General features: G+C 40.3%; 29 protein-coding genes. 9 read left to right on the forward strand and 20 right to left on the reverse strand.

Going from position 1 to position 24,122, the window contains the following annotated elements:
* Nucleotides 1-3 precede the first annotated feature (3 nt).
* The 5 genes from glnA to spoVK form a co-directional block, all read right to left on the reverse strand.
* The gene (gene glnA, locus BA1_RS14410; protein WP_008360363.1) at nucleotides 4-1,359 is read right to left on the reverse strand and encodes a type I glutamate--ammonia ligase; all 1,356 of its coding nucleotides are present in this window, start codon (nucleotides 1,357-1,359) and stop codon (nucleotides 4-6) included.
* A gap of 60 nt (nucleotides 1,360-1,419) precedes the next feature.
* Nucleotides 1,420-1,830 (reverse strand): MerR family transcriptional regulator, encoded by a 411-nt coding sequence (locus tag BA1_RS14415; protein ID WP_007499423.1) that lies wholly within the window; start codon nucleotides 1,828-1,830, stop codon nucleotides 1,420-1,422.
* A gap of 91 nt (nucleotides 1,831-1,921) precedes the next feature.
* Complete coding sequence (locus BA1_RS14420; RefSeq protein WP_008360365.1) at nucleotides 1,922-3,202, reverse strand: methionine gamma-lyase family protein; 1,281 nt, start codon at nucleotides 3,200-3,202, stop codon at nucleotides 1,922-1,924.
* A gap of 18 nt (nucleotides 3,203-3,220) precedes the next feature.
* Nucleotides 3,221-4,483, reverse strand: a complete 1,263-nt coding sequence (gene hflX, locus BA1_RS14425; protein ID WP_008360366.1) for a GTPase HflX — start codon at nucleotides 4,481-4,483, stop codon at nucleotides 3,221-3,223.
* Between the two features lie 121 nt (nucleotides 4,484-4,604).
* Complete coding sequence (gene spoVK / locus BA1_RS14430; RefSeq protein WP_008360369.1) at nucleotides 4,605-5,564, reverse strand: stage V sporulation protein K; 960 nt, start codon at nucleotides 5,562-5,564, stop codon at nucleotides 4,605-4,607.
* A gap of 320 nt (nucleotides 5,565-5,884) precedes the next feature.
* Between spoVK and BA1_RS14435 the strand changes: the two genes are divergently transcribed.
* A complete protein-coding gene (locus BA1_RS14435; RefSeq protein ID WP_008360371.1) occupies nucleotides 5,885-6,643 on the forward strand; it encodes an N-acetylmuramoyl-L-alanine amidase in 759 nt (252 codons plus the stop codon).
* Nucleotides 6,644-6,710: 67 nt separating this feature from the next.
* Here the strand turns inward: BA1_RS14435 and BA1_RS14440 are convergent, their stop codons facing one another.
* The 9 genes from BA1_RS14440 to BA1_RS14480 form a co-directional block, all read right to left on the reverse strand.
* On the reverse strand, nucleotides 6,711-7,328 hold the full coding sequence (locus BA1_RS14440) for a hypothetical protein (protein ID WP_008360373.1): 618 nt from the start codon (nucleotides 7,326-7,328) through the stop codon (nucleotides 6,711-6,713).
* 85 nt (nucleotides 7,329-7,413) lie between these two features.
* A complete protein-coding gene (nrdF, locus tag BA1_RS14445; protein WP_008360375.1) occupies nucleotides 7,414-8,394 on the reverse strand; it encodes a class 1b ribonucleoside-diphosphate reductase subunit beta in 981 nt (326 codons plus the stop codon).
* A 17-nt stretch (nucleotides 8,395-8,411) separates the two neighbouring features.
* Nucleotides 8,412-10,514, reverse strand: coding sequence for a class 1b ribonucleoside-diphosphate reductase subunit alpha (gene nrdE / locus BA1_RS14450; protein WP_008360377.1), 2,103 nt, complete (start codon nucleotides 10,512-10,514; stop codon nucleotides 8,412-8,414).
* Nucleotides 10,474-10,866 carry a class Ib ribonucleoside-diphosphate reductase assembly flavoprotein NrdI gene (nrdI, locus tag BA1_RS14455; RefSeq protein ID WP_008360380.1) on the reverse strand — a complete coding sequence of 131 codons (393 nt, stop codon included), beginning with the start codon at nucleotides 10,864-10,866 and terminating at the stop codon, nucleotides 10,474-10,476. The genes nrdE and nrdI overlap by 41 nt, the downstream gene beginning before the upstream one ends.
* Before the next feature lie 265 nt (nucleotides 10,867-11,131).
* On the reverse strand, nucleotides 11,132-11,344 hold the full coding sequence (locus BA1_RS14460; protein WP_003212415.1) for a hypothetical protein: 213 nt from the start codon (nucleotides 11,342-11,344) through the stop codon (nucleotides 11,132-11,134).
* A 79-nt stretch (nucleotides 11,345-11,423) separates the two neighbouring features.
* Complete coding sequence (locus BA1_RS14465) at nucleotides 11,424-11,747, reverse strand: YmzC family protein (protein ID WP_008360383.1); 324 nt, start codon at nucleotides 11,745-11,747, stop codon at nucleotides 11,424-11,426.
* A 160-nt stretch (nucleotides 11,748-11,907) separates the two neighbouring features.
* Nucleotides 11,908-12,129 (reverse strand): RNA chaperone Hfq, encoded by a 222-nt coding sequence (gene hfq, locus BA1_RS14470; RefSeq protein WP_003211269.1) that lies wholly within the window; start codon nucleotides 12,127-12,129, stop codon nucleotides 11,908-11,910.
* Nucleotides 12,130-12,154: 25 nt separating this feature from the next.
* Entirely contained in the window at nucleotides 12,155-13,111 is a 957-nt protein-coding gene (gene miaA / locus BA1_RS14475) for a tRNA (adenosine(37)-N6)-dimethylallyltransferase MiaA (RefSeq protein ID WP_008360386.1), read from the reverse strand.
* 69 nt (nucleotides 13,112-13,180) lie between these two features.
* Nucleotides 13,181-13,582: a YmaF family protein gene (locus BA1_RS14480; protein ID WP_008360388.1), complete on the reverse strand. Its 402-nt coding sequence runs from the start codon at nucleotides 13,580-13,582 to the stop codon at nucleotides 13,181-13,183.
* Nucleotides 13,583-13,686: 104 nt separating this feature from the next.
* Between BA1_RS14480 and BA1_RS14485 the strand changes: the two genes are divergently transcribed.
* The 4 genes from BA1_RS14485 to erbB all read left to right on the forward strand — a co-directional run bounded on the left by BA1_RS14485 (nucleotide 13,687) and on the right by erbB (nucleotide 15,286).
* Nucleotides 13,687-13,926: a hypothetical protein gene (locus tag BA1_RS14485; RefSeq protein ID WP_008360390.1), complete on the forward strand. Its 240-nt coding sequence runs from the start codon at nucleotides 13,687-13,689 to the stop codon at nucleotides 13,924-13,926.
* A gap of 112 nt (nucleotides 13,927-14,038) precedes the next feature.
* Complete coding sequence (locus tag BA1_RS14490; protein WP_008360392.1) at nucleotides 14,039-14,581, forward strand: TetR/AcrR family transcriptional regulator; 543 nt, start codon at nucleotides 14,039-14,041, stop codon at nucleotides 14,579-14,581.
* A 2-nt stretch (nucleotides 14,582-14,583) separates the two neighbouring features.
* On the forward strand, nucleotides 14,584-14,901 hold the full coding sequence (gene erbA / locus BA1_RS14495) for an SMR family multidrug efflux transporter EbrA (RefSeq protein ID WP_034739608.1): 318 nt from the start codon (nucleotides 14,584-14,586) through the stop codon (nucleotides 14,899-14,901).
* A gap of 16 nt (nucleotides 14,902-14,917) precedes the next feature.
* Complete coding sequence (gene erbB / locus BA1_RS14500; protein WP_008360397.1) at nucleotides 14,918-15,286, forward strand: SMR family multidrug efflux transporter EbrB; 369 nt, start codon at nucleotides 14,918-14,920, stop codon at nucleotides 15,284-15,286.
* A 46-nt stretch (nucleotides 15,287-15,332) separates the two neighbouring features.
* Here erbB and BA1_RS14505 read toward each other — a convergent pair whose 3' ends face one another.
* Nucleotides 15,333-15,782 (reverse strand): OsmC family protein, encoded by a 450-nt coding sequence (locus BA1_RS14505; protein ID WP_008360399.1) that lies wholly within the window; start codon nucleotides 15,780-15,782, stop codon nucleotides 15,333-15,335.
* A gap of 76 nt (nucleotides 15,783-15,858) precedes the next feature.
* Nucleotides 15,859-16,593, reverse strand: coding sequence for a poly-gamma-glutamate hydrolase family protein (locus BA1_RS14510; RefSeq protein WP_008360402.1), 735 nt, complete (start codon nucleotides 16,591-16,593; stop codon nucleotides 15,859-15,861).
* Nucleotides 16,594-17,175: 582 nt separating this feature from the next.
* Between BA1_RS14510 and BA1_RS14515 the strand changes: the two genes are divergently transcribed.
* Complete coding sequence (locus tag BA1_RS14515; protein WP_008360404.1) at nucleotides 17,176-18,498, forward strand: S8 family peptidase; 1,323 nt, start codon at nucleotides 17,176-17,178, stop codon at nucleotides 18,496-18,498.
* A gap of 91 nt (nucleotides 18,499-18,589) precedes the next feature.
* Here the strand turns inward: BA1_RS14515 and BA1_RS14520 are convergent, their stop codons facing one another.
* The 3 genes from BA1_RS14520 to BA1_RS14530 all read right to left on the reverse strand — a co-directional run bounded on the left by BA1_RS14520 (nucleotide 18,590) and on the right by BA1_RS14530 (nucleotide 21,439).
* A complete protein-coding gene (locus tag BA1_RS14520) occupies nucleotides 18,590-19,738 on the reverse strand; it encodes a Rap family tetratricopeptide repeat protein (protein ID WP_008360407.1) in 1,149 nt (382 codons plus the stop codon).
* Nucleotides 19,739-19,902: 164 nt separating this feature from the next.
* Entirely contained in the window at nucleotides 19,903-20,652 is a 750-nt protein-coding gene (locus tag BA1_RS14525) for a poly-gamma-glutamate hydrolase family protein (protein WP_008360410.1), read from the reverse strand.
* Between the two features lie 313 nt (nucleotides 20,653-20,965).
* On the reverse strand, nucleotides 20,966-21,439 hold the full coding sequence (locus BA1_RS14530) for a CarD family transcriptional regulator (RefSeq protein WP_008360412.1): 474 nt from the start codon (nucleotides 21,437-21,439) through the stop codon (nucleotides 20,966-20,968).
* Nucleotides 21,440-22,025: 586 nt separating this feature from the next.
* Here BA1_RS14530 and BA1_RS14540 point away from each other — a divergent pair.
* Together BA1_RS14540 and bslA are read left to right on the forward strand one after the other, a co-directional pair.
* A complete protein-coding gene (locus tag BA1_RS14540) occupies nucleotides 22,026-22,433 on the forward strand; it encodes a hypothetical protein (protein WP_008360416.1) in 408 nt (135 codons plus the stop codon).
* 125 nt (nucleotides 22,434-22,558) lie between these two features.
* A complete protein-coding gene (bslA, locus tag BA1_RS14545; RefSeq protein ID WP_008360418.1) occupies nucleotides 22,559-23,098 on the forward strand; it encodes a biofilm surface layer hydrophobin BslA in 540 nt (179 codons plus the stop codon).
* Nucleotides 23,099-23,234: 136 nt separating this feature from the next.
* On the opposite strand, the gene BA1_RS19320 is transcribed toward bslA, so the two are convergent.
* Nucleotides 23,235-23,411, reverse strand: a complete 177-nt coding sequence (locus BA1_RS19320; protein ID WP_193352014.1) for a hypothetical protein — start codon at nucleotides 23,409-23,411, stop codon at nucleotides 23,235-23,237.
* 356 nt (nucleotides 23,412-23,767) lie between these two features.
* On the opposite strand from BA1_RS19320, the gene BA1_RS14550 reads away from it, so the two are divergent.
* Nucleotides 23,768-23,959, forward strand: a complete 192-nt coding sequence (locus tag BA1_RS14550; protein WP_008360423.1) for a hypothetical protein — start codon at nucleotides 23,768-23,770, stop codon at nucleotides 23,957-23,959.
* Nucleotides 23,960-24,122: the final 163 nt, after the last annotated feature.

Raw genomic sequence — 24,122 nt, forward strand, 5'->3', positions numbered from 1 at the left:
CAATTATAAATCAACTTTTGTTTGTGAATACTTAGACATATACTGATCGCTTTCATATGGGTGTACTTGGGTGCGGAACATATCCCACTCGATTTCTTTTGATTCGATGAAGTGCTCGAAGAGGTGATCGCCTAGTGCGTTGATCATGACTTCGTTTGACTTCAGCAGCTCAAGTGCTTCTGCAAGTGTTGCAGGTAGGTCAGCGATGCCGTTTTCAAGGCGTTCTTCTTTGTCCATGACATAGATGTTTCTGTCGATTGGCGCTGGTGCGTCTAGTTTGTTTTTGATTCCGTCTAGACCTGCTGCAAGTAATACGCTTAGTGCAAGGTATGGGTTTGCAGATGGGTCTACGCTGCGCACTTCTACACGTGTGCTGATGCCGCGTGATGCCGGGATACGGATCAATGGGCTGCGGTTTTGTGCACTCCACGCCACATAGCAAGGTGCTTCATAGCCAGGTACAAGACGTTTGTATGAGTTAACCGTTGGGTTTGTGACTGCTGTAAAGCTTGTTGCGTGCTTGACGATACCCGCGATAAAGTGTCTAGCAGTCTCGCTTAATTGTAAATCTGCTTTTTCATCAAAGAATGCGTTTTTGCCATCTTTGAATAATGATAGGTTACAGTGCATACCTGATCCGTTTACACCGAACAATGGTTTTGGCATGAATGTCGCATGAAGACCGTGTTTTCTAGCAATGGTTTTCACAACAAGCTTGAACGTTTGAATGTCATCACAAGAACGGATCGCGCCTGCATATTTGAAATCAATTTCGTGTTGTCCAGGTGCTACTTCGTGGTGAGATGCTTCAATTTCAAAGCCCATTTCTTCAAGCTCAAGCACGATATCACGGCGGCAGTTTTCACCTAAATCTGTTGGTGCAAGGTCGAAGTATCCACCTTTATCGTTTAGTTCGAGCGTTGGCTCGCCTTTTTCGTCTAATTTAAATAAGAAGAATTCTGGCTCAGGTCCAAGGTTGAAATCACTAAATCCTAGTTCTTCCATTTCCTTTAAGATACGCTTTAAGTTGTTACGAGGGTCTCCATCAAATGGTGTCCCGTCCGGCTTATAAATGTCACAAATAAAGCGTGCAACTTTACCTTTTTCTGCTGTCCAAGGGAAAATAACAAATGTGTTGAGGTCTGGATATAGGTACATATCTGATTCTTCGATACGTACAAACCCTTCAATAGATGAACCGTCAAACATACATTTGTTATCGAGAGCTTTTTCTAACTGGCTCACAGGAATCTCAACATTTTTAATTGTTCCGAGAATGTCTGTAAATTGCAGACGGATGTACTTTACGTTTTCCTCATTTACTAATTTTACGATATCTTCTCTTGTGTACTTTGCCATTTCGTAAAACTCCTCCCCTACAAAAGGTAAAATGTGTATAGCAATGCTTTTGCTAATTGGTTAACGGAAGAACCTTGACATATCCCCCTGCCTAAAGGTTGTTCCTTGTTGGAAACGTCCAGCCTGAATGAGTTCCTTCTTCAGTAGCTTCCTTAGTTCATCATCTGTCAAGTTGTGCTTCGCTGTGGTTTTCTCCTCTGTCTTTGTTTCAGACGATGGATTCTCTGCCTCAGCTTTGGCAAAAAGTTTTTTGATTCCTGCCATGTTTACACCTTGTTCGATGAGGTTTTTAATTTCTAGTAATTTATCAACATCATGGAAAGAAAATAATCGGCGATTTCCATCACTTCTTGCTGGAAATACTAAACCATTTTCCTCATAATAGCGAATTTGTCTTGCAGATAATTCTGTTAGCTGCATGACAATCCCAATTGGGAATAAAGGCATTGAGCGGCGAATATTATCACTCATCTCAACTCTCTCCTCCTCTTTGCTTAAATTTATTATATGTCATGTTATATTATGTGTCAACGAAATGTTAGGAATATTAACATGGATTTTTTTATCGAGCAGGGACTTCAATAAAACCTTGCTCCAATAAGGCATCTACCGCACTGCAAATCGCATTTTTCACATGGGCATAGGTGAGTCCGCCTTGAACATAGGCCGTATAAGGCGGTCTGATTGGGCCATCGGCTGATAATTCGATACTGGCTCCTTGGACAAATGTGCCCGCCGCCATAATGACATCATCCTCATAGCCTGGCATATAGCTCGCATGCGGTGTGACATGACTGTTAATCGGAGATGCGTATTGAATGGCCTGACAGAAGGCAATCATTTTTTTAGGGTCTCCAAATTCTACAGATTGAATCAAGTCGGTTCTTTTCGCATTCCACGCCGGGTTTGTTTGGAACCCGAGCTTTTCAAGAAAACGAGCCGTAAACACGGCGCCTTTTAAGCTTTGGGCAACGACATGCGGCGCTAAGAAAAATCCTTGATACATTTCCTGGAGCGCATAGAGCGATGCACCCGCTTCACTTCCGATGCCTGGAGATGTCATTCGATAAGAGCAAGCTTCTACCCATTTTTCTTTTCCGACAATATAGCCGCCTGTTTTGGCAAGGCCGCCGCCTGGGTTTTTAATGAGCGAACCTGCCATAAGGTCTGCACCCACATGGCACGGCTCTTGTAATTCAGTAAATTCACCATAACAGTTGTCAACAAACACAATGATGTCCTCATTGATGTCTTTCACAAATGAAATCATTTGTTCAATTTCTTCTATTGTAAAGGATGGTCTTGAAGCATAGCCTTTTGAACGCTGGATGCCGATGACTTTTGTTTTAGAGGAAATAGACTCTTTGACTTTGTCGAAGTCCACTGATCCATCTTGTCGCAAATCAATGGCTTTGTAATCAATCTGGAAGTCTTTTAATGAGCCTGTCCCTTTTTTCCCACGAATCCCGACAATCTCTTCTAGGGTATCGTACGGTTTCCCTGTCATGTAGATCAATTCATCGCCAGGTCTGAGCACACCAAATAAGGCGATGGAAATGGCGTGTGTTCCGGAAATGATCTGCGGGCGTACGAGACCGCTTTCCGCTCCGAATACTTCCGCATAGATCTTTTCTAACGTGTCTCTCCCCATATCATCGTAGCCATAGCCAGTTGTCGGGTTAAAATGAGAGTCACTGACTTGATGTTTCCGATAGCTTTCAAGAACCCGCCACTCGTTTTGTTCGCTTCTTTGATCAATTTGCTGATGTACGAGTGAAATTTCTTGTTCTGCTTCTGCTGCTATTTTTTCTAAAATGGTGCCGTGTTTTAAAGTGTGAAACATCGTGATTTAATTCCTTTCCTACAACATATACTTTTTGATTTGACCTAATATGGTCTGCTCCTCACCACTAAAGCCGGTGATGTCATAAAGCTCTGCTTCTTTTTGAAATTCCAGTGATTCCACGAGGGTTTCTGACTTTAATGCAGATATAAGCTTCCCTTCATATGCTGGAATCTTCACATGATACGGTGTTAAAAAGTCTTTTTTCAACTCAGCCATGATCTCTGCTTTTAACCGCTTCACATCTTCCTCGCGTCTCGCGCTGATTAAAACATGGCGCTGCTTTGAAGACGGAATAAAATCCGTTCTGATTTGATCTTGTTTGTTATAAACGGTCAGCATCGGAATACGGTCTGCTTCTAATTCTTCTAAAAGCTCATGAACCGTTCGTTCGTGCCCTTCGTAATCCTCATTAGAAGAATCGATCACATGAAGCAAATAGTCTGCCTCTTTCACTTCTTCAAGGGTGGAACGAAAGGCTGCAATGAGTGTGGTTGGAAGGTCTTGAATAAAACCAACTGTATCTGAAATCAGCACACTGTAGCCAGATTCCAATGTCATTTTACGTGTCATCGGATCAAGCGTTGCAAACAGTAAATCTTCTTCATGACTATCAGCATCTGTTAACTGGTTAAACAAAGTGGATTTTCCGGCATTGGTATACCCGACAATGGCAATTTGGAACACCCCATTTTTCTTCCGTCGTTCCCGGTATCTCGTGCGGTGTTCTTTGACTGCAGATAGCTGCCTGTGAATGTCGTGAATGCGGTTTCGAATATGACGTCTGTCTGTTTCAAGTTTTGTTTCACCTGGACCTCTTGCACCAATTCCGCCTCCTTGTCTTGAAAGACTGATCCCTTGTCCACTCAGTCTCGGCAAGGCATACTGAAGCTGGGCAAGCTCAATTTGCAGCTTCCCCTCTCTTGTACGGGCTCTTTTAGCAAAAATGTCTAAAATCAATTGCGTACGATCAATAATTTTCACATCTAGTGCAGTCGCCAATGCTTTTAGCTGACTCGGTGAAAGCTCGTCGTTAAAAATAATGACATCACAGGCTAACTCGTCGCAAAGCACTTCAAGCTCTTCCACTTTCCCTTTCCCGATGTAAGTCGCGCTGTCCTGTCTATTTCTTTTTTGCGTCATTACGTTGACAGCTTCACCGCCAGCTGTTTTGGTTAAGGAAGCTAATTCTTCCATAGAATATTGAAAGCGTTCATCCGTTATATGCGGCAATTGACAGCCGACAAGGATCGCTTTTTCGATCATTTCATGTTCATTCAACGTCAGTTGTTTCCTTTCTGTACTTAAGTTTTCAGTAGTACCATCATACCAAACACATCTCACGTATACCACTATTCGGAAGGTTTATTTTCGCGTCTCTTTACAAAAAGGATACGCCATTTTAAGAAGGCGTATCCTCTTTCATTTGCAGGTCATGGCTTTTAATCGTAAGTAGATCTTTTTTATCATAATGATCCACAAGCAGCAGCCTCATCGCCTGAGTTCGAATGGCCTTTTCAATGGTGTTTCGCACAAAACGGCCGTTGCTGAATTTTGCTGGACTTGTTGTGCTCTTAATGTGCATTAAATAGTCCCGCAGCTTCCATTCTGCATCTTGGGTAAAGACATATTCCCTATCGGCCATCATTCGTTTCGCAATATCCATAAGCTGATCGACCGTATAATCAGGGAAGTTGATATTGATTGGAAATCTCGATTGCAGACCTGGGTTTAAAGAGAGAAAATGATCCATTTCCTTGGAGTAACCGGCAAGGATGAGAATGAATTCATGCTGCTTATCCTCCATATGTTTCACAAGGGTATCAATCGCTTCTTTTCCAAAATCCTTCTCTCCTCCGCGGGCAAGAGAATAGGCTTCGTCGATGAACAAAATGCCGCCCAGTGACTTTTTAATTAAGTCTCTTGTTTTTTGAGCCGTATGCCCAATGTATTCTCCGACAAGATCTCCTCGTTCGGCTTCAATTAAGTGCCCTTTTGAGAGAACATTCATTTCAAAGAAAAGCTTACCGACAAGCCTTGCCACCGTTGTTTTTCCTGTGCCGGGATTTCCTTTGAACATCATATGAAGCGCTTGTTTCCCTACCTTTAATCCTTGTTCCTGCCTTTTTTGATTGACAAAAATCCAGGCATAAATCTCTTTTATGTTTCGTTTCATTTCATCCATACCGACAAGGCTGTTCATTTCACGCTCGATTTCCCGCAGGATGCTGTGTTTCGCCTCATTTTTTTGCAGAGCTTCCAGATATTCTGCCTCGGAATCTGCATCAACCAATACTTGTTTCTGTCCATTAAGTATAATATTGATTTGGCCGTTGTTTTTATATGTGACAGCTCGCTCCAACGTATTCACCTCTCGCTCTTCTCTCTTTATTCTATTCGGGTGGAGCTGTAATCGTGACAATCGCCCGCTTTAGCATAGGTTTGCTGTCATAATAACCCGAGATACAGGTTATTGTAGGGGATTGTGCGGTTTCCCAGGAAATGATGTGCTATTTCTATTGTATTCATCCATTTTGGGCGGACAAACCAACAATTTGCTTTTTCTTAGAAAAATGTAGCTTTTTCATCACAAATTGTGCAGAAAAGAGTCTTAATGATTTCCGCATTTGGTACAGGCAATTTTTCTATTTCCCCATAAAATAAAGACGAGGTGATGAATAGATGGTGAAAATTTTTATTGATCCTGGCCACGGAGGAACAGATTCTGGAGCTGCTGCCAATGGACTTTTGGAGAAAAATATAACACTTCAAATCGCGCTTTTTCTGAGAGATATGTTGATTAGTGAATATGATGGGGTTTCCGTCCGCTTAAGTCGTTCAATTGACCAATCCGTCACTTTATCCCAGCGTACGAATGCGGCAAATAGCTGGGGAGCTGACTATTTCGTGTCTATTCATATTAATGCTGGCGGAGGCACAGGTTTTGAAAGCTATGTGTACCCTGGCGTTTCCGCACCAACAACCACGTATCGCAATGCCCTTCATGATGAGATTGTCCGCTCCGTTGATTTTGCCGACCGCGGCAAGAAAACGGCGAACTTCCACGTTCTTAGAGAAACTTCTATGTCCGCCATTTTAACAGAAAACGGTTTTATTGATACGGCAGCTGATGCCAATAAACTTCGCAGCGCTACCTTCCTTCAAGGCATCGCTCGTGCTCATGCCACTGGATTAGAGAAGGCCTTTCAATTGAAAAAAAAAGCAAGTAATCTTTATAAGGTGCAGGCAGGGGCTTTCAAGGTCAGAGCCAATGCGGATGAACTCGCAGCCACACTTAAATCTAAAGGATTTGAAGCATTGGTCATGCTAGAAAGCGGCATGTTCCGAGTGCAGGCTGGCGCTTTCCGTTCCAAGCAAAATGCGGATAAACTAGCAGCTCGATTGAAGCAGGCCGGTCACGACGCATTTGTTTTCCAATAAATTAAAGTTGTCATAACAAAACAAACCGGCTCAAGTTGTCTTTAGAGCCGGTTTGTTGTCTACTCATTTATGCTAAGATGTTCACGACAAATTGAGACCATGTTTCAAGGCGCTCAAAGTATTCAGGCTTTTTCAGGTCTGTTACTTTCATCCATTTCCCTGACATTTGATCTGTTTCTTTTACTTCTACATGAGCACCCGGTGATAATTCAAGTGCAGATAACAGGCCAATGTGCACACGTCCGACACTGTTGTCATCATCATTGATTAATCCAAGGGTTTTCATCTCACGTTTGTCTTCTTCTTGAATCGAAAGTTCCTCGTCCAGCTCACGATCTGTATTTTCTTTTAGAATCTCAGCAAAATCTTTTCCTTCGATAAAATTCATATGACCGCCAAAACCAAGAGATAGCTTGTGATGTAATCTTGCCTCTCCCCCGCCTTGAAGTCTTTCATATACATACACTTCGTCCTCACGCTTAATGACGACATAAGGAATCGGCTGCTTAAAGTCAGGGTTTTCCTCTGCATCGCCTCTTCGCATTTGCTCAAAGTGCTCTTCGATTTCTTTCATGATCGTTCGAATTGTTTCTTCTTCACTATTCACACCATTAAACGTAAGTGTTTCGTTTTGGAACACACGTTTGCGCGGTGCGACTAAAATGATTTCATCCATTTTTCCCATGTTCGGTAACCTCCAGTATGTAGCTCGCTGCTAAGAAATGGCAAAAAGCCAAAACGAGTGATGCGTTTTGACTTTCGCGTTTTACTTATGATTCATCTCCAAAGAAGAAGTCGTCATCTTTTAACGGCTCAACGGTTGCTTTCTTGTAGCCGTTCCCTTTCATAGAGAAGAAGTCATGTGACTTTGTTTTTGTATTGAGTCCGTTTAAGACGATCGGGTTAATCTCTTCTTCTTCAAAGTAAGGGGCAAATCCAAGGTTCATTAACGCTTTATTGGCATTGTAACGAATGAACTTTTTCACATCATGAGATAAGTTGACTTGGTCATAAATATCCTCAGTGTAATGAAGTTCGTTTTCGTAAAGCTCATTGAGCAGGTCGATCGAGAAGTCATAGAGCTCTTTTTGCACGTCAGGTGTTTGTTTGTTGTAGATTTCTTGTGCTAATAATCCAACGTACACTCCGTGAATTGCTTCGTCACGCAAAATCAAGTTAATGATTTCACCACTTTGCATCAGCTTTCCTTGTCCATAGAAATAAAGCGGGTAGTAAAAGCCGCTATAAAATAGGAAGCTTTCTAAGTAAACAGAAGCAACCATTGCTTTAAACAAGGAAAGAGGATCATCCTTTTGGATCGAACGGTACAGACCTACAATCATATCTGCTTTCTTTTGCAAGAATTTATTTTTCTTGACCCATTCAAATACTTCACTAATGGTTTCAGTTGGTGCAAGCGTCATGAAGATATTTGAGTATGACTTCGCATGAACTGCATTTTCCATCATCGCCATGAAGTTCAACACGGCTTTACGCTGATGGCCGTCCACATGTTCTGCCACAATCGGCATCCCTGTGTTTCCTTGTTCTGTATCAAGTAAAGTGAGTCCAGCAAGTACCTTCATGTACGTATCTCGCTCTTCTTCACCTAAATATTTCCACGTTAAGAGATCCCCATTTAAGGAAATCTCTTCAGGAAGCCAGAACTGCTTTACATTTTGGTTGTAAAACATTTGTGTAAAATCGTCTTCGTGTTTTGACCAGTTGGCTGCATCATAAATTTTTGTCACGTTAAACTCTCCTTTAATCAAACAACACAAGAAAGACAGCCTTCCTGCCCTGTATCCTTCGTTCTTGCATAATAAAGTGTCTTAATGCCTTTATGGTGTGCATAAAGATCAATGCGGTTTAAATCACGCGTTGTCATCGTATCTTTTAAGAATAATGTAAAGCTGATTCCTTGATCGACGTGCTGCTGGATGGTTGCGATCATGTCTACCACTTTAAACATGTCCATATCGTATGCTTCTTTATAGAAGAACCAGTTTTGCGCTGAAAGACCTGGCATTGGGTAATATGTTTTGCTGTTGCCGTATGTTCTTTCTTCGATACGTTCCATAATTGGCATCACAGATGCTGTTGCCGATTGAACATAAGAAATGGAGCCTGTTGGTGCAATGCATAATCGATAGCTATGATACATGCCATTTTCCGCTACAAATTCTTTGAGTGCTGCCCAATCTTCTTTTGTTGGAATGTGCATGCCTTCAAATAGTGCTGCCGCTTTTTCTGTTTTTGGAGTGAAATCATTTTCCACGTATTTATTGAAGTACTCACCAGTTGCATAGCCAGAGCCCTCATAACGATGGAATGTTTCTCCTTTTTCTTTTGCAAGCTCACTTGAACGCTTAATGGAGTAATAGTTCACCATCATAAAGAATGTGTTAGCGAAATCTCTTGCTTCTTCACTTTCATAAGCGATTTGGTTTTGAGCTAAATACCCGTGAAGGTTCATCGCACCAAGTCCAATTGATTTCATCGCTTTGTTTGCTTTTCTAACGGCCGGTGCATTGCGGATATCTGTTGTTTCAGACACAAGTGTTAGTGAATCAGTTGCAAGCTTGACCGTTTTTTCAATGGATTTGTTTTTCATCACGTTCATGATATTTAATGAACCAAGGTTACAAGAAATATCAAGTCCGATCTCATCTTCTTGATCATAGTCCGTGTATGAAGAAACTTCTGAAGCCTGAAGTACCTCTGAGCAAAGGTTTGAGAATTTCACACGTGAAATATGGTTCAGTGCGTGCTCTCTATTCACATTATCTTGGAACATGATATATGGATAGCCTGACTCTGAGCGCAACACAGCTAATTTTTCAAGAAGCTTTCTCGGATTCACTTTTTCTTTTTTGACTTTTGGGTTTTCAACAAGCTCGTCATACATTTCTTCCATGTCCATCTCATCAAGATGCTGTCCATATGCTTTATAGACTGTGTGAGGATAGAATGTGTATGCTGTTTTATCTTCTCTAGCAAGCTCGATAAATTTATCTGGGATGACCACACCGATCGAGAGTGTTTTCACACGAACATCTTCATCGGCAGAGATTTTTTTCGTATCTAAGAAATCATTGATATCTCTGTGGAAAATATTCAGGTAGGCACTTCCTGATCCTTGTCTTTGTCCCATTTGATCTGCATATCTGAATGCATTATCCAACAGTTTCATGACGCCTACGACACCTTTTGTCGCATTTTCTACATCTTTAATGGCTTCACCTTTCGCACGGAGCTTTGAAAGATTCAAGCTGACGCCGCCGCCTAGTTTAGAAAGCTGCATGGAAATATCAATGGCTCTTGAAATATCGTTTAATGAGTCATTGACTTCAAGCAAGAAACAGCTCACAAGCTCACCGCGTCTTTTACGTCCTGCGTTTAAGAAGGTTGGTGTACTTGGCTGGTACTCTTGATTGATCATCAGCTCTACAAATTCAAGTGCTTTCTCTTTGTCTCCGCCCGCAAAGAAAAGAGCCACAACTGAAATGCGGTCTTCATAGCGTTCAAGGATTTTCTTTTTGTCATTTGTTTTGAGTGCATAGTCATTGTAAAACTTAAACGCACTCATAAATGATGGGAATCTAAATTTTTTGGCATAGGCAGCATCGAATACTTCTTTAATATCTGCCATGCTATATTGTCTTAAAAATTCTTCCTCATAGTAATCGTTTTCTATTAAGTAATTAATTTTCTCTTCTAAATTGTGAAAGAAAACCGTGTTTTGATTAATATAATCTACGAAATAACTATGTACAGCTTCTTTGTCCTTGTCGAACTGAAACTTTCCTTCTTTTTGAATCATAATCTCGTTATTTAATTGTATCCACTTTGGAACCTGATTTTGTGACAATTCTTTCTACCTCCTGTGTAAACAATTCAACATCCCTTTTTGTTCCGCTTAGCTCAAAGGTGTGCAAAATAGGAACTTGATATTGTTTAGAAATCGTATCGGCGCTTTTTGCAAAATTATCTCCCCACACTTTGTTGCCACTCACTGCTACACCTAGTAAAAGGTGAGCATTTTTCTCTAAAAAGGACTGAGTGGTACTAGGGACTTGTCCAAATCCTGTCGTAAAGGTGACGAGAATAAACGGCGTATCCAAAAACTCTTCTCCAGTCAATTTTCGTTTGTCTGTAAAAGGGGTCTTGTCCAAAAAGCGTTGAACATTTCCTGTTTTTGAATCAAATACGATTTGAATCAATTCCATCACGACCTAGTTTTTAGTATTGTTGATCATTTCGCCATTCACTATATATAGTATACTATGTTTTTTTAAAACACAATATATAGTTGTTCGAAACGAAAAAAATCAACCAACCCGGCCGAATATTCATAGCCGAACTCGTACGTTCAAATAAATAGAGCAGAGCAGGATATAAAAATAGACTGCCCTACTCCCTATTCAACTGAAACCGAAATCTATCATAACACGAAAAAAAATCGCTTAGTAGACTAGACTTTTTGTTTTATTTTTTGTAGGCATCGCACTGTAAATCTTCTGACACTTCTGTTATTTCCACTTCAACACCTAATTCTTTCAGCACAGCTTCAAGCGCAGAGACGATTGAGGCCTCTCTTACTAATTCTTTCCCGTTTACAGACACGCTTGTTCCATATTCGAAACAGGAGTCATCTTCACAAGTTTGTTCCCAATGATTAATTTTAATTTTGTGTGTCATGAACTCATCCTTTTCTGTCTAGATGTCTGATGCATGATTATAGTGTAGCGACTTCACATTCATTTGTAAATTTACGTGCTTAGTCTTCAAGGACATCATCATATTCTTCATCCCATTCATCTATGTATGTCGTCGTAATGAGGGTCAGCTCCCCTGCTTTTTCATCAAACCGGTACACATGTACTTCATCGTCTTTCACAACAGCAAAGTGATTATTTTTTAGTGCAACAGATGATTGTAAAAGGCCGTCTACATGATCTTCATCATCTTGATTAGAATAGTCGTGCCAACTTTCTTGTCTCGTTTCGATGTTTGAGATGGCGCACGATCCAAATAAGACAACGATCCCAATTAAAAGAAGAATCACTCTAATCCTTCTTAATTCAAGCTCTGCATTTTCCATATAAATCCCCTCATCCCTTTTAAATGTCCAATAAGGAATTATACGCAAAATGGGTAGAAAAGTTTCATGGCATGCAAAATAGCCCCTCTGCACTGACAAAAAACGTAGCGGGTTCCGGCCGGTTTATTCGCAGCTGCATGGGGCTATTGACAAAATGATTCTATTCTAATTCTAGATTCACATTTTTTTGAGGTGCAAATGTAGAAATGGCGTGTTTATAAATAAGCTGCTGCTTTCCTTCTGTCTCAAGCAGCACCGTGAAGTTGTCAAATCCTTTTACTTGACCGCGAAGCTGAAAGCCATTCAGTAAAAATACAGTGACAAATGTATTGTCTTTGCGGATCTGATTCAAAAATTGGTCCTGAATATTAATCGGTTTCATGTTTCGTCCTCCTTGATTCTGATAACTACAGTTTCGCTTTAAGTCCGAGCTTTCCTGCTATATATGCGAAAATTTCCTCTTTTTTGTCTGAAAAGTGGCAAGGTGGTGTCATATCAAACCAAGTGACATCCATTTTATTACGGAACCACGTGAACTGACGCTTCGCATATCTACGGGAATTTTGCTTTAATTGCTCGATGGCTTCATCCAGTGAGCAGTCGCCTTGGAAATAGGCGTACAATTCTTTATAGCCAATCGCTTGGACAGACTGACAGTCCTTCAAACCAGATTGATATAGTGCTCTCACTTCTTCTATTAAGCCTTCATCTAACATCATATCAATTCTTTGATGAATGCGCTCGTACAAAAGCTCTCGGTCCATCTTCAGCCCAATGAAGGCTGTGTTATAAAGAGGAACCTCTTGATGCCCATTTTGCATCTCGGACATTTTCTGGCCTGTTGTATGTATGACCTCAAGTGCCCGGATCACGCGGCGGACGTTATTCGGGTGGATCGCTTTTGCAGCTTCAGGATCTACTGCCTTTAGCTTTTCATGCAGCTGAATCGGTCCATGCTGCTTTTCAAAGAGCGTCATTTCGTCTCTAAAAGCAGGGTCACTTTTCTCATCGGTAAACGTGTAATCATATAGAACAGATTGAATATACAGACCTGTTCCACCAACAATCATTGGTGTTTTCCCTCTAGCAGCAATCTCTTTGATTTTCAAACGGACAAGCTGCTGAAATTCAGCAGTTGAAAACGATTCGTCCGGCTGTTTAATATCAATTAAATGGTGCGGAACGCCATCCATTTCTTCCGGGGTGATTTTGGCTGTTCCAATATCCATTCCTTTATAAATCTGCATGGAATCTCCGCTGATAATTTCTCCATTAAATGCTTTAGCTATATCAATGCTCATCTTTGTTTTTCCGACAGCTGTCGGACCTACTAGAACAATCACTGGTTGTTTTGCTTTTTTCATAACATCACTCTCTTTTACAAACTGCCTACAGTATAGCATAACTTCTCTGTCTCTCCTATATACTAACCATCACCAGCCAAGTGGTTCATTTCCGACCACTTCATATGTCTTTCCTTTTAATCGGTGCTTATGCGTTGGCCTTTCTTGCTCTGGGCTGTAAACGACTCCTCCGTAAGGGATGGGGACAGATTCGTTGTAGGCTGCAAACGTGACTTCTTGAATCTCATGATAATGCGTCCCATCTACTCTTGGAATAGCAGGCCCTGTGATGCCGTAGTATCTGTGGAAATGCCCCCTTTCAAAAGATGTGATCCCGCGGTAATAATGAGTATGCTGATCGGTACTGCTTCCATTCACAGGTTGAGAAATCCCTTCTATTAAATGATAATGCTGTTCTGTTACTTCCGTACGTGCTTTATAGGCATGAGCATGAGGCGGGCATTTTGCCCAATCAGATGGATACAGGCCCATTTTCGACATTCCTCCTTATAATAGGCATTCCCCCAAACACTTGTGGGCCATTCGAATACACTGATGTCAGTTACAGTGATTTTATGTGAAAGGAGCCTTTTTTTATGAATTATTTTGAAACACCGTTTATTCAAGAAGATATGAGAAGACCTTTTGGATTTGGGCGCCCTGGTTTTGGATTCGGAAGACCTGGTTTTGGCTATGGGAGACCTGGATTTTTTGGGCCTCCATTTTTAGGTGGTTTTGCTGGAGGACTTCTTGCTGGATCGCTTCTTGCTCCGGGCTATGGCTATGGTTATCCTTATCCACCATACCCGCCATATGGACCATACCCGTATTATTAAATGTGACTTTTTAGTGAAAACATCCTCTATTGAAATGAATCGATTGACACAATTGCTTTTTATGGGTTAACATTTACTTTACCGACCGTTCAGTAAAGTAGGTGTTTTTTTTATGTCTAAAACCAAAAAAGAACAAATTTTTGAGGCTGCTGCTCACACCATTTTAAAAGAAGGATTAAGTCAGCTCACCCTTCAGCAGGTGGCAGAATATGCAAATATGACCAAAGCCGGGCTGCTGTATCATTTTTCAAGCAAGGAAGAGCTTATCCAACAAATGAATGAGCATGCGATTGCCTGTTTTCGTCAGCAGCTCGAGACGTATCAGGAAACATACAAAAACGAAAAAGCGCCTTATGTACGTGCATATATTTTGGCCACATTACATGATCTTGATATGCAGAACACCACCCAGCTTTGTACAAGCATGCTGGCCACCATGTCATTTGATGAAGCGTTATTGAATCCTTGGCGCGATTTTTATGCAGAATTCAAAGAAAAAGCAGCAGAGGAAATAAACGACCCTGCAATTAGCCAGCTGATCCGCCTAGCATGTGATGGGATATGGTTTTCAGAAATGTTTCAGCTTGAACCATTGACGAGAGAGGAAAAAACCCTTTTACTTCATCGAATTTTACACATTTTACAGGAGGGATGATGATGATCCTCGGATATCTTTTTTTGGCTGTTGCCATTTTTTCAGAAGCGATCGGGGCAGCAATGCTGAAGCTTTCCAATGGCTTCACACGCTTGAAACCTAGCGCTGCTGTTGTCGCAGGTTATACACTTGCCTTTTATATGCTGTCACTCACGCTTAACATGATTCCACTTAGCATGTCTTACGCTACATGGTCTGGGGTAGGTACCGTCCTCACGGCTTTTTTTGGCGTGCTCTTTTTCAAAGAAACCTTGAACCGTAAAGCAGTCATTGGAATGGCCATGCTTGTATCAGGGGTTGTTCTATTAAATATGTCTTAAAGGATGTGAGGAGATGATGAAAGGAATTCTCTATTTAACAGGAGCCATTTTGACGGAGGTTTTTGGCAGTACGATGCTGAAGCTCTCGCAAGGCTTTACACAGGTGCTACCAAGTATTGGCGTGCTGATCGGATTTGGATGCGCCTTTACGTTCCTTAGTTTGGCACTGAGAACAATTGAGCTGTCATCCGCATATGCCACTTGGTCTGGCGTCGGGACAGCCCTTACCGCTCTCGTGGGTCTCGTTCTCTTTAACGAAACCATTCATACAAAAGGCTTGATCGGTCTTGCACTTGTGATATGCGGCGTGATTGTCTTAAATCAGTCCAAAAAACAAAAGAAAGAAATCAAAGAACCAATGGATCAATCCGAATGGACAGCATAAAAAAAGTCATTTTCTCCATCTAAAAAGAGAAAATGACTTTTTTATCTTACTGGGCGGTTTTGATGGTTTCTTCTAAGGAAATATCGACATTCCCTTGAACAGCTCTAGAGATCATACATGAGCTTTCCGCTTTATGTGCAAGCCTGCGAGCCAATGCAATGTCTTGTGCTGTGGCGGACTCTTTGAGGATAATGACTGGCCGGTGAATGATTTTTTCATATGTAAATATACCGTTTGTCACATCTACAACAGCCTCAGAGCTCATGGATAAATCCTCTTTCTCTAATTGACTTCGTTCCATCATGGCTGCAAGTGTGATGATATAACAGGTGGCCGCTGCACCTAGAAGCATCTCATCTGGATTTGTTCCAATGCCTGGGCCGTCCATTTCTTTTGGAATTGAAATTTTTGTTTTTAATTGTTCACATTCGATTGTACCCACATCGTTCCGCAGACCAGGCCAGCTTGCCTGAAGGTGAAAATAATGACGCACCATATCCGTCTCTCCTTTTGTTATCACTTTTTATAGTGTAACAAGAATTCGCCCTGCTGTCTTAATATGTGCATACTTCTTACGTGTATTCTTCATCCAGCACCGTGCGAATCGCTCTGACATACCGGTAGAACGTCTCATTTTTTGTACTTGACCGCCGCCGAAAATCGAAACTGTCAAATAAAGCTTCACGTTGACTTCTACTAATCTCAAGCTGAACACTTTGCCCTGTTTTTGTAAGATTATTAATATTATGATTGCTCGTTCCACTTAGGCTTGCGTGTGCAACAGCAAGTTCAGCAGAAAATCCATTCCGCTCTAATGAGTTCACAATTTTCTCTGCACGGTCGTAGTCTGTCCCGCCAACAAGGGTGTGGTCAATTCCTTCCTCACCTTTATAGCCGTGCACAGCTAATACATAATCATGTGCTTTTGCCTGTGCAACTCCGATTGGTTCATCAAAGTTTGTACTTGTAATATGAAGTTCTGATGCATTTTCTCTAAAACCTTCAAATAAGTACGTAGAAAATTCGTTATCAAAAAAATGGACGATCTCACTAACGCCGCCTTCAATTCTCCCGCCATGAGGCGACATCACAAGCAGCCGGCTGCCAGTCACTGGATTGGAAGTAATTTGATAATTATTGGTTGATTCGTTCTCTTCCAGCTCTTTAAAATTGCGATAAATATCAGTTGAACCGCTTTCGTCTTCCCCACCTGATGACACTGGCTCATCATGTTCCTGTGATTGCATGGTATAATAGACGCCCCATCCAATCACAAGCAGGAGAAGCAAAGCAAAAAACTTCTTCATTTCCGTTCTCCTTTAACAGATTTCTAAGCCGTTTCTATGATTAAAATTGAATCATCATTTCTTTTCATTTTTTCCACATTCTTTCTTCAAATCTGATCATAACACTCTAGATCAAGAGATTCCTCAAAAATAAGATAATTGCATTTATATACACAGAAACGCCTCTCTTGTTTGAAAACAGAGTTAGAATAGTATGACAAACAAATGAAGTTATGTTTAATATGACCTAGTCCTACCCAGTCTGTTTTCTTTAATTCCGCTTTTTTTTATGCGGATTCGATTTTTTTCATTTGTCTCGAATCATATTTGTATGAGCATTGACCCTGTCTAGAACCCCCTTTTTTCTGCAAAATCCATTGTTTTACTGGTTCTCTAAGAAGAACTCTCCCACCTATCATCGGCAGATTCTACATATTTTCCACCTTTTTCTATTATTTTACAAAATGTAAGCGCTTTTCTTTTTAGGGAGATGAGCAAGCCGCCAATTTGAAGAAAAGAAGGGACAAGAATCCGAACGAAGATGCTTTCATTCTCATAATGTAAGAGTGTACGAGAATGGATAGCTAGAATGGAGGGCATCACATGTTTGGATTTTCCATGGTGCAAATGGTCAGAACACATGCTAGTAAGCTGGATCAGCCTTTAAGAGAGACCGTCCTTCACCTCTATAAACCTTTTAAATGGACGCCTTGTTTTCTTCATCGTTTTTTTGAAGGAAGGTTAAAAAAGAGAAAGAAGCTTCGGGTCATCATTGAGTTTAAGGAAGATGCAGTCGAAGCAGGTCTTCAGAGCACAAAACGGTTAATGAAAAAAAGGAGAAAAACAAACATAAAAAAACACTTTTCCCACATCAATTGCTGCGCAGCTGATCTCACCCCTGCTGCTTTAGAGGAACTGCTAACCAATGGCGAGCACATTCGCAAAATTTATTTAGATCGGCAAGTTCATGCACTGCTGGATGTGGCCACACAAGCAAGTCATGCTGAACAAGTCATTCGAAATGGCACAACATTAACCGGTGAAGGCATCACAGTCGCTGTCATTGACACGGGGATTTATCCCCATGAAGATTTAGATGGAAGAATTCGCGATTTTGTGGATTTAGTCAAACAAAAAAAGAAACCGTATGACGATAACGGACACGGAACTCACTGCGCTGGGGATGTAGCTGGAGATGGAGCCGCCTCAGACGGCTTATACAAAGGACCTGCTCCAAAAGCAAATGTCATTGGCGTAAAGGTATTAAATAAACAAGGTGCTGGATCACTTTCTACTATTATAGAAGGCGTTGAGTGGTGCATTCAGTTTAATGAAGACCATCCTGATGACCCGATTCACATTATCAGCATGTCCCTTGGCGGCGATGCACAGCGTTATGATGACGAGCAAGATGATCCGATGGTGCGCGCTGTCAATGCAGCTTGGGATCAAGGCATTGTTGTATGTGTTGCTGCCGGTAACTCTGGCCCTAACAGCCAAACGATTGCAAGCCCTGCCGTTAGCCAGAAGGTCATAACGGTCGGAGCCTATGATGATCGAAATACACCAGAATCAAGTGACGATGTCGTGGCACCATTTTCGAGCAGAGGTCCAACGGTCTATGGTGAAGTAAAGCCCGATATCCTTGCACCAGGAGTCAATATCGTTTCTCTTAGATCACCAAGATCCTTCCTAGATAAACTAGATAAATCAAACAGAGTCGATCATGATTATACGACGTTATCTGGCACATCGATGGCCACACCGATTTGCGCCGGTATTTGCGCTCTCTTACTTGAGCATTCTCCAGATTTAACGCCTGATGAAGTCAAAGCCCTATTAAAAGAAAATACAGGCAAGTGGTCTGAAGATGACCCGCTGATTTACGGAGCAGGCGCCATTGACGCAGAAAAAGCAATTAAATAAGCAATAAAAAAGCCCTTTACGTTTTTCGTAAAGGGTGTTGTTTGTGTGTTTTTATGTGTGAAGTCTTTCTTCTACTTGAGCAGCTGACATGTTATGCTTCGTTCTCATACATCTCATCTCCTTTTTGAATGTGCGTACGCGCTTCAATCACCATTTCAAAAAAAGTGGAAGATTCCTTGTACATGTCGCGTTCCTTATAATAATTAGCCGCATCAAGTGCTAATTCCTCTAAATCAGCAAACATTTTTTTGCTTCTTAGACCAAACAGGGCGGATCTCAATTGATCACAGCTGTCTTTTTCAATATAAAGTGCCTGCAAAAATTGGAATTTTAATTGATAAATCTCATCTCCCAATAAAGAGGCCTGATGCGTCCCCTCCATAATAGCCTCACTCGCTCGCTTCATATCTCCAAGTTTGAAATAAGTAAGAGCAAGTGAAAACAATGATTTGATCATCGTTGCTACTTGATCTTTTTGATAAAGTGAAATGGCTTGTTCAAAGAAGACAGTCGCTGTATGGTATGTTCCCATGCTATAATGACAAGTCCCTAAGTTATTGAGGGCCATCGCCTTAAAATAAGATGTGCATTCTTGCCTTTCCATCGCTTCACAGACTTTTAACGCTTTTTCTAAATAAGGTAACGCTTTTTGGTGCTGATTCACATCTATCCAATTACCTGCCATGACAAAATCACATTGAATGCTTCTTTTCCCATAAAGCTGATGTTTCTTATAGATGTCTCTCGCCTTTTTAGCATAGTGCATAGAAAAATAGGTTTGTTTCATATGATAGTATACTTCAGCAATTTTATAGTAAAATTCCGCTTTTTCGATCTCATCTGTCACCAAAATCAGTTGATGTTCCGCATGCTTGTAATAGGAAATGGCCTCGATATATCGTTGCTGGATAAATGCATACATTCCATGGAAAAAATGAAAGTAATAGCCCAGTAAGCCTGTCATCTCATCTTCTGCCTCTTCAATTCCTTTAGGAAAGGAAACAACTTGAAGCGTTTCACTGCCTGCATGGACTGGCGTTAAGTGCTGAAGCATCATTTGATGGCGAAAATCCATAAGAGAATAATAGAGTAATAAATCTTGATCCTCTTCCATATCATGAATTTCTTCTTCAACAAGGCGCTTCATATCGTTTGCCTGTTCGACTTCAAATTTGCAAATATGCGTATACCATTGGTTGATCTTTACACCTACTTCGGAAGATGGTATTTTGTGTGCCATCCACTTCAGCCCCATTCTATCATATCAAACTGATAACTATTATTTTACATAATTTATGATTTTAAGGCAAATTGTCATTTATTGCATATTTTATGCTGAAATTGCATATTTCTATCTTTTTTACCAAGTTTAAATGGAGCACTTTTGCCCATCAAAACCTTTTTCTACGAAGAAAGATCGAATTCTCTAAGGACTTCTTTTAAACCACTTATATAGCGTCTAAATGCTTTTTTCTTTCCTTTTCTCGTATCAAAATTGTCAAAAAAAGCTTCTCTCTGCGCCGTACTAATTTCTAGCTGAACACTTTCACCACTCGCATTTTGGTTATTGATGTTTTTGGGGTTTGTACCAGAGAGCCGCTTTCCTTCTTGCACGATCTCTGCAGAAAAGCCTCGATTTTTTAATTCTCGCACAACAGCTCTTTTCATTTTTTCATTGGTCCCGCCAACAAGCGTATGTCTCCTATCACTTTTATAGCCATGGATCGAAATAGAAAAGGGATACGTTTTAATCATTTGAACCAAAATGGGTTCGTCAAACTTTGTACTGGTAATATGCAAATCACGATTGTTTTCTTGTTTTGTCCCTTCAAACAAATACGTAGAGTACTTCCCTTGAAATGCTTCTACGATTTCACTTGTTCCTGGTTCAATTTCTCCGCCGTGAGGAGAAAATACGAGTAAATCACTCCCGCCTCTTTCGTGAAACTCTATCTCATAGCCGTCTCTTTCATGCTGTATGAGCTGTTGAAAACTTTCATATGGATCACCTTTTTTTCGTTCTATCTTATACTTTTCTACTTCAGCATGATGTTGTTTTTGCTCTTTTTTTTCTTGAATGGAATGGCTGCATTTCACCATTAAAAGAGCACACAGGATCAGAAAGATGAATCCACATATCAATAGTCTTTTCATTTCACCGCTCCTTTTTATTCTCTTAGATGCCATCTTATCGCATTATTTTACTATCAATGGCTAAAAGAATTCAAAGAATGTCCGGCTCGTTTTCACGAATCAGGAGAACTTACCTGTTTTTTGATGTGGTCTAGGTACTTTCGGCTTCTTTGAAACGTTCCTTATACAAGGAAAAACTAAACCCAATGACCTTATTTTAATTTTAGTCAAAAACACCTAAAAAATTGGCAATTTTCATCTTTTTTCAAATAAAAAAGCTGCAAACAAAAGGAATATGCCCTTCTGTTTACAGCCAATCTCTGTATATCCAGCATTAAATTCTTAATTCATTCTCTAAAGCTGTCATCACTTCATCTTGCGACATTCCTTGTGCAAGTGAAATTTCACTTATTAACATCCCACGTGCATCTTCAAGCATCTTCTTTTCACTAGAATTTAAGGCTTTTTTCTGATGTCGTCTCATTAGATCTTTGACAACATCTGCACCATCTTCAATGGCACCTGTTTTTAGCTTTTTCAGATTTTCATCATATCTTTGCTTCCAAGTAAGCGTGTCGTCGTTTGTTTCTTCTGCAAAATTGTTCATCACAACTTTCAGCGTTGCTTGATCAGCTACCGGACGTATACCTAATTGATTGATTCTGCCTTTTGGGATCATCATCTGCATATTTGGCATTTGAATCAGAAAATATTCCTCCGTCTTACCTAAAATTTCTTTTTCTTCCATTCCTTCAATCACACCGGCTCCATGCATAGGATAAACAATTTTATCACCTATTTGAAACAAATCCGCCACCTCCGAAAGTATTCACATTTATATTATAACACATTTCATCAGAGGATAAAAATTTATATTTTATCATGTTATTTTAGCACTAGTCAATTCTTTTTATTTGAGTTTTTAAAGAATTAGCCTTTTTTACAAAAGAAGCGCCACCATCCAGTCCTCATACATCTTCGTTGCATATACTAGCATTGAGTCACATTTAGGAGGGATTACAATGTGCAAATACAAGAGCAAACATTCCCACTCAAACTGCTACAAAAAGCATAAAGATCATCACCATGTTGATCCATGTAAAGAAAAGAAGTCTTGTCATAAAAAAGATGAATGGTTTGAGAAAGATTTTTGGGATACTTCTAGAAGCTACGATCCCTATTATTATCCTAAAAGTGTCTGCAGCAGCTGTAAGAAGCGACGCAAAAAAAGACATAGCTTCTCATTTTAGTGTTTGACGCTACACCTGCTTTTTGTTTTCCCGGCTGAAAAGCCGGTTTTTTTTACTTAATCATCTTTCTTTCAGATGGATAGGCTCATGAAACGGTTGATGCTCATAAGATATGGCAACCTGAAAAAAAGGATGAGATACAAAATGAACTATATGAATAACCAGACGAATCATGAGCATCAAGGAAATCCCTATCATACGTTTGAGAATGTATATACAGCCAATCATGAGCATGTAATCGCACCAAACATGCATGGTCCCACGAATATGCCAAACCATTATCATACCGGTAAAAAAGATGCTTATAGTGGACATTATCCGCATCATCATTCAAATTCAGCGTATTCCCCGTTTTCGAAGCCATATGAATCATACTCAAATGTTCAGATGAACAATCATCATCATGCAGGTCACTATGGTGGTTATGGTATGAATCCATATCAGCCATACGGATATCATGATATGAATATGATGATGCCGCAACAGCATCATATGACAGGGCACACTTACGGAATGAACCAGCCAAATGCATTTCTTCCCCGCTATTACTAAAAAACAGACAAAATAAGGGTAAAACATCCCATTTAATACCATATAGTAATATGGTAACATTATAGGTAAATAATGGATGAAATCATCTATTATTTACCTATAATCAACCAAGGGGGAAGAAAGAAATGAAAAAAATATGGACAATTCTTATGCTGGGGATGCTTACACTAGTCATGGCGCTCTCAGTACCGCTTGCCGCATCCGCTGAAGGAGCTAAAACAGAGGAAGGTCAAGCTTCGACCAATGCAAGACCAGCTGCACTTTATGCAAAAATAACAGGAGCAAGTAAGCAGGAATGGTCTTTTTCTGACATCGAGCTGACTTACCGCCCAAATTCTGTCCTCAGTATCGGGGCAGTTGAATTCACATTACCTGCAGGCTTTCAAGCCACAACAAAAGATATCATCAATGGAAAAGCATTAAAGGACAGCTACATTTTGAACAATGGGAAAACGGTCCGTATTCCGGCTAGAATTGATTTGTTTGGAAGTGCACAATATACATTACAACTTTCACATAAAGTACTACCTGCTGCAGGTACATATACGTTCCGCGCAGAAAATCGTGCGATCAGCATTGGTTCCACATTTTATGCAGAAGATACGATTGACATTAATAAACGACCAGTTGTCGTCACACCGCCAAATCCTTGCGGATGTAATTAAAAAAGCGCTCTATGAGCACTTCATGACAGTAAGCATAAAAATAACAAACTGGATTAAACAGATTCAGCAGGAAAAGTTTATATGTGCGAAACTGGTTGGAAAAAACGCCACAGTCTAATACAGACTACGGCGTTTTTTATTGCTGTTTTTGCTCATTTAGTTTTTTGAAAATCACAAATTGATATACTCCAAATAGAACTGTTAGGATGATAATTGCAGTAAATATTTGATCGACTGGAAGCAATAAATATACGACAATAATAGATAAAAGCAAAACAACATAACCTATATTGAACGCTTTTTTGAATGTCATCACATTGCCTCCTTTTTACAATCATATCACGTTACACCCAACTAAATAACCAATTTTACCCTTTTAAAAAACCTTATCTATTTAAGGACAGGGGATTGACCGCATCCGCTCCCTTTGTAAGAAGGCGTTTTAATTTCTAAAATGCCTGCGGGCAAGCCCATATTAACACTATATTAATGAAGAAAGTAGGAAACATACCTCATATGAAAATAAACAAAACATCAAAATTCTTGGGTGACGTCAATGCTGTTCAAAAAGGCACTATAGGAAAGCGTATCATGCGACGTGCTGCGGGTAAAGCATCCGGCAAGCTAATGAAAAAGATATTCAAATAAGCTAGTCCGAGGTAGTGTTTCATGACTGATCTAGAAAGGAAAATTTATCGTATCATTTATAATATGAGCCGTTTTCACAAGAACCCAACAATGGATGACCTTAAAAGAAAAACAGGCAGGGATGAGCCAGCGATCCGTAAGGCAGTTCAAAATCTTATGTCAAGAAATGAATTGACATGGGATAAAGAAAAGAAGGAATGGTGGTTCAAATAAAAAAGAAGCCCCCGAAAAGGGCTTTTTCTTTTATTAATGGAGTCTACTTTTCCTAATACTTAACCAAAGTATCCGTCTTCTGCGGTTTGAAAATCATTCGAGGAATTTATATGTACTGCGGTTGTGACCCCCATTAATAAGGTAAGGCTTAATATCATAACTT

It is taken from the genome of Bacillus xiamenensis (assembly GCF_000300535.1).
In the GTDB taxonomy this organism is placed as follows: domain Bacteria; phylum Bacillota; class Bacilli; order Bacillales; family Bacillaceae; genus Bacillus; species Bacillus xiamenensis.

Bases quoted from the DNA above. Each gene is read 5' to 3' on its own strand.
- hfq (WP_003211269.1), bottom strand. From the start codon at position 12,129: ATGAAACCGATTAATATTCAGGACCAATTTTTGAATCAGATCCGCAAA.
- miaA (WP_008360386.1), bottom strand. From the start codon at position 13,111: ATGAAAAAAGCAAAACAACCAGTGATTGTTCTAGTAGGTCCGACAGCT.
- BA1_RS14480 (WP_008360388.1), bottom strand. From the start codon at position 13,582: ATGGGCCTGTATCCATCTGATTGGGCAAAATGCCCGCCTCATGCTCAT.
- BA1_RS14515 (WP_008360404.1), top strand. From the start codon at position 17,176: ATGTTTGGATTTTCCATGGTGCAAATGGTCAGAACACATGCTAGTAAG.
- BA1_RS14510 (WP_008360402.1), bottom strand. From the start codon at position 16,593: ATGAAGAAGTTTTTTGCTTTGCTTCTCCTGCTTGTGATTGGATGGGGC.
- erbA (WP_034739608.1), top strand. From the start codon at position 14,584: ATGATCCTCGGATATCTTTTTTTGGCTGTTGCCATTTTTTCAGAAGCG.
- BA1_RS19320 (WP_193352014.1), bottom strand. From the start codon at position 23,411: ATGACATTCAAAAAAGCGTTCAATATAGGTTATGTTGTTTTGCTTTTA.
- BA1_RS14460 (WP_003212415.1), bottom strand. From the start codon at position 11,344: ATGACACACAAAATTAAAATTAATCATTGGGAACAAACTTGTGAAGAT.
- BA1_RS14420 (WP_008360365.1), bottom strand. From the start codon at position 3,202: ATGTTTCACACTTTAAAACACGGCACCATTTTAGAAAAAATAGCAGCA.
- BA1_RS14485 (WP_008360390.1), top strand. From the start codon at position 13,687: ATGAATTATTTTGAAACACCGTTTATTCAAGAAGATATGAGAAGACCT.
- BA1_RS14505 (WP_008360399.1), bottom strand. From the start codon at position 15,782: ATGGTGCGTCATTATTTTCACCTTCAGGCAAGCTGGCCTGGTCTGCGG.
- erbB (WP_008360397.1), top strand. From the start codon at position 14,918: ATGAAAGGAATTCTCTATTTAACAGGAGCCATTTTGACGGAGGTTTTT.
- BA1_RS14440 (WP_008360373.1), bottom strand. From the start codon at position 7,328: ATGGGAAAAATGGATGAAATCATTTTAGTCGCACCGCGCAAACGTGTG.
- BA1_RS14435 (WP_008360371.1), top strand. From the start codon at position 5,885: ATGGTGAAAATTTTTATTGATCCTGGCCACGGAGGAACAGATTCTGGA.
- BA1_RS14520 (WP_008360407.1), bottom strand. From the start codon at position 19,738: ATGGCACACAAAATACCATCTTCCGAAGTAGGTGTAAAGATCAACCAA.
- bslA (WP_008360418.1), top strand. From the start codon at position 22,559: ATGAAAAAAATATGGACAATTCTTATGCTGGGGATGCTTACACTAGTC.
- BA1_RS14465 (WP_008360383.1), bottom strand. From the start codon at position 11,747: ATGGAAAATGCAGAGCTTGAATTAAGAAGGATTAGAGTGATTCTTCTT.
- BA1_RS14490 (WP_008360392.1), top strand. From the start codon at position 14,039: ATGTCTAAAACCAAAAAAGAACAAATTTTTGAGGCTGCTGCTCACACC.
- BA1_RS14540 (WP_008360416.1), top strand. From the start codon at position 22,026: ATGAACTATATGAATAACCAGACGAATCATGAGCATCAAGGAAATCCC.
- BA1_RS14525 (WP_008360410.1), bottom strand. From the start codon at position 20,652: ATGAAAAGACTATTGATATGTGGATTCATCTTTCTGATCCTGTGTGCT.
- BA1_RS14550 (WP_008360423.1), top strand. From the start codon at position 23,768: ATGACTGATCTAGAAAGGAAAATTTATCGTATCATTTATAATATGAGC.
- BA1_RS14415 (WP_007499423.1), bottom strand. From the start codon at position 1,830: ATGAGTGATAATATTCGCCGCTCAATGCCTTTATTCCCAATTGGGATT.
- glnA (WP_008360363.1), bottom strand. From the start codon at position 1,359: ATGGCAAAGTACACAAGAGAAGATATCGTAAAATTAGTAAATGAGGAA.